Below are 4,876 nucleotides of genomic sequence, written 5' to 3'. Positions count from 1 at the left end.
GGCCGGGCGCGCCAGCTTGAGCCCACCGCGCGCGCCGCGCACCGATTTCAGCAGGCCGGCGGCCGACATCTTGCTGACCAGCTTCTGCACGGTGGGCGCGGGCAAGCCGGTTTCGGCAGCGAGCTGCTGGGCCGAGAGCAGGGGGCGATCGGCCGCGTGGCAGCCGCAATGGCGCGCGGCAGCGCACATCATGACAACGGCATAGTCAGCCATGCTCGACAATCGCATCGCACCTGCTCGCAACCGTGGGTGGGGTCGGCCCGATTCCGCCGTTTCGACAGGCGTGCGCAAAATCAGACCGAATCGCTCCGGTTATCTAGGCGCGCCGCCCCGCGCTGGCAAGGGCACCTTGTCTATGCTGCATGGGCGAAAATCGGGCTGGGCAGCGCCGGCCCGGCTTGGCATAGGGGCAGCCAGGCGCATCGTGTGCCGATCGGGAAAAGCATGACCAGTCCAACGCTTGCCGCGCTGCTGCTGTCGGCGCTCGCCATGACCGCGATCGTCGCGGTGCGCTATGTGGCGGCCAGCGGGCTGTTTGCCTGGCTTACCCAGCGGCGCCTGCCCGGCCATTATGCCGGGCTCGAGGCGCAGATCCGCCGCGAGATCGGCTGGAGCCTGGCGTCGGCGGCGATCTATGGCGTGCCTGCCGGAATCATCGCCTGGGGCTGGCAGCAGCACGGGTGGACCCGCATCTATGCCGATCCCCATGCCTATCCGCTGTGGTGGATGCCAGTATCGCTGCTGGTCTATCTGTTTGCCCACGATACCTGGTTTTATTGGACGCATCGCTGGATGCACCGGCCACGCGTGTTTCGCAGCGTGCATGCCATCCACCATGCCAGCCGCCCGCCCACGGCCTGGGCAGCGATGAATTTCCACCCGATCGAGGCGGCCGTGGTCGGCCTATTCATTCCCGCGCTGGTCTTCGTGGTGCCAATCCAGGCCGGCGTGCTCGCCTGCGTTCTGGTGGTGATGACGGTGATGGGCGTAACCAACCACATGGGCTGGGAGATCTTTCCGGCCGGGCTGGTTCATTCCCGGGCAGGGAAGTGGCTGATAACGGCCAGCCATCATCATCAGCATCACGAGCGGTATCGGTGCAACTACGGCCTCTATTTTCGCGTATGGGATCGCCTTTGCGGCACGGACGCTGGCCTGGCCGGCTGGCAGGAAAGGAAAGTGCGGTGAAGGCACAGGCGATTCGCCAGGCAGCGCTGCGCGGGCTCGCGCTGGGCGCACTCGCGCTCAGCCAGGGCGGCGCCGTGCTGCCCGATCGCACCACGGTGCTGGTCGACGTGGTCGGCCTGCGTTCGCACAAGGGGCTGATCCAGGCCTGCCTCACCGCCGATCCGGGCACCTTTCCCGATTGCGAAAAGGATCCGCAGGCGCTGCACCAGACCGTGCCCGCCGCCGGAAACGATGTGATCGCGTTCCAGCACGTGCTGCCCGGCCGCTATGCCGTGGCGCTGTTCCACGATGAAAACGCCAATGGCCGGCTCGACAAGATGTTCATGATGCCGCGCGAAGGCTTTGGCTTTTCGCGCGATGCGCCGATCCGGTTTGGCCCGCCGCGCTTTTCGGCCGCGGCCTTTACCCTGGGCGAAGCGCAGATGACCACGTCGATCCGCATGCGCTATCTGCTTTGACCCAGGGCGATTCTTCTTCCCATCTGCAACCGGGTGAGGCCCAGCCCGGCGGCGCCTTGGCGCCGTTTCGCTATCCCGCGTTTCGCGCGATCTGGACGGCCAACCTGGTCTCCAACCTGGGATCGATGATCCAGTCGGCCGCGGCCGCCTGGCTGATGACCGAGTTGACGCGCAGCCACGTGCTGATCGCCCTGGTGCAGTCATCGTCCAGCCTGCCGATCCTGCTGTTGGGCCTGTTTGCCGGGGCGATTGCCGACAACTTTGACCGCCGCCGCGTGATGATCTGGGCACAGACCGCCATGCTGGTGGTTTCCGCCGTGCTGGCGGTGCTGGGCTATCGCGGCGCGCTGGGGCCGCTGTCGCTGCTGCTGCTCACCCTGATGGTCGGCATGGGCACCGCGATCAACCAGCCGGCCTGGCAGGCTTCGGTGCGGTTGCAGGTGGGCAAGGCCGATCTGCCCCAAGCGATCGCGCTCAATTCCATGTCCAACAATCTGGCGCGCAGCGTCGGCCCGGCGCTGGGCGGGGTGCTGATCTCGATCCTGAGCGTGAGCGCGGCCTTTGCCGCCAATGCGATCAGCTATGTCGGCATGCTGGTGGTGCTGGCGCGCTGGCGGCCAGAGGCGCGCGCGCCGCAGCGCCAGCCCATGCTGCAATCGATCAAGGTGGGCCTGGTGTTCTGCGCCGGCTCCGTCCCGATCCGCAAGGTGCTATTGCGTGGGGCGATGTTCGGCATGGGTGCCAGCGCATTCCAGGCGCTGATCCCCGCCGTGGCGCACGATACCCTGGCCGGGACCGAGCTGGACTATGGCCTGATTCTCGGATCGTTCGGCGTGGGGTCGATCGTCAATGCGCTGTGGATCACCAAGGCGCGCCGCCGCTTTGGCGCAGAAGTGATCATCACCGGCGCAACGGTCGGCTTCATCGGCGCGCTGCTCCTGCTGGCCCAGGCCCACAGCCTGCCAATCGCCATGGTCGCCGGCTTTGTCGGCGGATCGGGCTGGGTCGCGGCGCTGACCAGCCTGAACGTCGCCATGCAGTTGCGCTCGCCCGAGGCCATCCTGGGGCGCTGCCTGTCGCTCTACCAGGCGATCACGTTCGGCTCGATGGCGGTCGGCGCGTGGGTCTGGGGCTGGGTCGCCGATCAGCGTGGCCTGACCTTCGCACTCCATGCCGCTGCGCTCTGGCTGGTCGGCAATCTCGTGCTGCGCCTGTTCGTGCCGATGCCCGCGCGCGAGGAAGGCCGCGTCGATACCGTCAAGGAACCCGCGCCGCGTGGCGCTGCCCCCCGCAAAGGTTGATGCCGTGACCGATACCCGCCCCTTGCGTTCTGCGCTCTACATGCCCGCCAGCAATGCCCGTGCCCTCGCCAAGGCGCGCAGCCTCGATTGCGATGCGGTCGTGCTCGATCTGGAAGACGCGGTCGCGCCCGATCACAAGGCGCCAGCCCGTGCCGCCCTGGTGGCCGAGGCGCAGGCCGGCGGCTTTGGCCATCGCCGCCTGATCGCGCGGTGCAACGGGCTCGATGGCCCATGGGGGCACGATGACCTGGCCGCCCTCGCCGCCGCGCCGCTTGAGGCCGTGCTGGCACCCAAGGTGGCAGACGCTGCCGATATCGTGACGCTGTCGGCAGCGATGGACCGTGCCGGCTTTGCCAACGACGTGCGGCTGTGGGTGATGATCGAAACCCCGCGCGCCGCCCTGGCGCTGGAACGGATCGCCGATTGCGCCGCCACCACGCGCCTGGCTGGCCTGGTGCTGGGCCTTAACGATCTGGCCAAGGACACCGGCATGGCCCAGGCGCCGGGCCGCGCCGCGTTCGTGCCGCTACTGGCGCAGGCGGTGCTGGCTGCCCGCGCCAACGGCCTGATCGTGCTCGACGGGGTGTGCAACGCGATCGATGACCTTGCCCTGCTTGAGGCCGAATGCACCCAGGCACGCGCCTTTGGCTTTGACGGCAAGACCCTGATCCATCCCGCGCAACTGCCCGTGGCCAACCGCGTGTTCGCGCCGGGCGAAGCCGAACTGGCCGAGGCAGAAGCGATCGTCGCAGCCTTTGCCGATCCCGCCAATGCCGGCCAGGGTGCGCTGCGCGTCAACGGCAAGATGGCCGAACTGCTGCACCGTGACATGGCCGAGCGGCTGCTGGCCAAGGCCCGCGCCATCGCCGCGCGCGGCTAGGCCAGCAACGCCGGCAACACCTTCCAAACACCCAGAAATCCCATCGGCGCAACTTAATCGCTTCTTCACCATGTTGCGCCAGACTGGGGCAAGGAGCGTGACGAAGGGCTTGGTAATGGACAGCATGCGCGGATTTGCCGACGAACCCGGCCCCTTGGGCCTGTTTGCCGGCAGCGATCCCGACGATGACCTGCTCGACGGCGATCTGGTCGATCAGCCGCTGCCGCCGCTGATGGGCGCGGACGAGCGGCGCATGCAGGTGCGCGCCTACAACTTCTGGGCCGGGATGCTGGGCGACAGCCGCCTGCCGCTGGTCGGCCCGCTGCTGGCCGGGCAATGGCCCGATTTTGCCGATCATGCCGTGCTGCTGCAGTTCGACGCTGGGCTTGATGATCCCGCCATCGCCTATGTTGGCGAGGTATTGCTGGCCGATTGCGCGGGCGAAGGCCCGTTGACGCGGTTGAGCCAGGTGCCGGGCCGCTCGATCCTGTCGCGCATCACCGATCACTACATGCAGATCGTGGCCAACGAGGCGCCGATCGGGTTCGAGGCGGAATTTGCCAACCAGCGCGGGCGCACGATCCTCTATCGCGGCATCCTGCTGCCGTTCTCGTCCAGCGGTGACACGCTCGACTATATCTTTGGCGTGATCAACTGGAAGGAACTGGCCGACCAGGCGACTACCAACGAGCTGATGGCCGAAATCGGCCTGGTGCTGGGCGAGAAGAAGCCGCGCCGCAAGGCAGTGACAGCGCTACGCGGGGGCGATGGCGCAGACAGTGCCGCCACGCACGCCCGCCCCGATCTACCGCTGCCCGCCTTTGCCGATCCCGCGCCGGCCGGTGCCGAACCGGGCGAGCCTTGGGGCAGCCTGGCCGATTCGCTGGGCCAGTGGGCTGATGGCCCCGTGCGCACGCGCGATCCGCGCAACCTGGCGCCGCAAGACGCCGGGCCAGACGCCGATGAACTCGATCTCGGCGAAGTGGCGCTGGAAATTCTGCCCGCGCTCGATCTGCCGCCACTCGATCCCTTTGCGCAAGACGCGTTTC

Annotated in this window: 5 protein-coding genes and 1 pseudogene; 5 read left to right on the top strand and 1 reads right to left on the bottom strand. The window is 67.7% G+C overall.

Translation table 11 applies throughout. The annotated features are described in order from the left end of the window. On the bottom strand, nt 1-228 hold a 228-nt coding region (locus tag H926_RS0110260; RefSeq protein ID WP_043609022.1), incomplete at its 3' end, for an Rrf2 family transcriptional regulator. Nucleotides 229-444: 216 nt separating this feature from the next. On the opposite strand from H926_RS0110260, the gene H926_RS0110255 reads away from it, so the two are divergent. The 5 genes and pseudogenes from H926_RS0110255 to H926_RS33210 form a co-directional block, all read left to right on the top strand. Beyond that, nucleotides 445-1,188, top strand: coding sequence for a sterol desaturase family protein (locus H926_RS0110255; protein ID WP_022676216.1), 744 nt, complete (start codon nt 445-447; stop codon nt 1,186-1,188). Beyond that, nucleotides 1,185-1,646, top strand: a complete 462-nt coding sequence (locus H926_RS0110250; protein WP_022676215.1) for a DUF2141 domain-containing protein — start codon at nt 1,185-1,187, stop codon at nt 1,644-1,646. The genes H926_RS0110255 and H926_RS0110250 overlap by 4 nt, the downstream gene beginning before the upstream one ends. Further along, nucleotides 1,643-2,947: an MFS transporter gene (locus H926_RS26800; protein WP_022676214.1), complete on the top strand. Its 1,305-nt coding sequence runs from the start codon at nt 1,643-1,645 to the stop codon at nt 2,945-2,947. The genes H926_RS0110250 and H926_RS26800 overlap by 4 nt, the downstream gene beginning before the upstream one ends. Then, the gene (locus H926_RS0110240) at nt 2,928-3,827 is read left to right on the top strand and encodes a CoA ester lyase (protein ID WP_371256236.1); all 900 of its coding nucleotides are present in this window, start codon (nt 2,928-2,930) and stop codon (nt 3,825-3,827) included. The genes H926_RS26800 and H926_RS0110240 overlap by 20 nt, the downstream gene beginning before the upstream one ends. Before the next feature lie 115 nt (nt 3,828-3,942). Then, nucleotides 3,943-4,876, top strand: a pseudogene (locus H926_RS33210) (hypothetical protein); the annotation flags it as partial.

The sequence above is a fragment of the Novosphingobium sp. B-7 genome (genome assembly GCF_000410615.1).
Taxonomy (GTDB): domain Bacteria; phylum Pseudomonadota; class Alphaproteobacteria; order Sphingomonadales; family Sphingomonadaceae; genus Novosphingobium; species Novosphingobium capsulatum.
The sequence above is the reverse complement of the archived record's forward strand: the minus strand, read 5'-3'. Positions and strand labels throughout refer to the sequence as shown.

What these genes read in the sequence shown, in the direction of transcription:
- H926_RS0110255 (WP_022676216.1), top strand. Translation starts at nt 445, where the DNA reads ATGACCAGTCCAACGCTTGCCGCGCTGCTGCTGTCGGCGCTCGCCATG.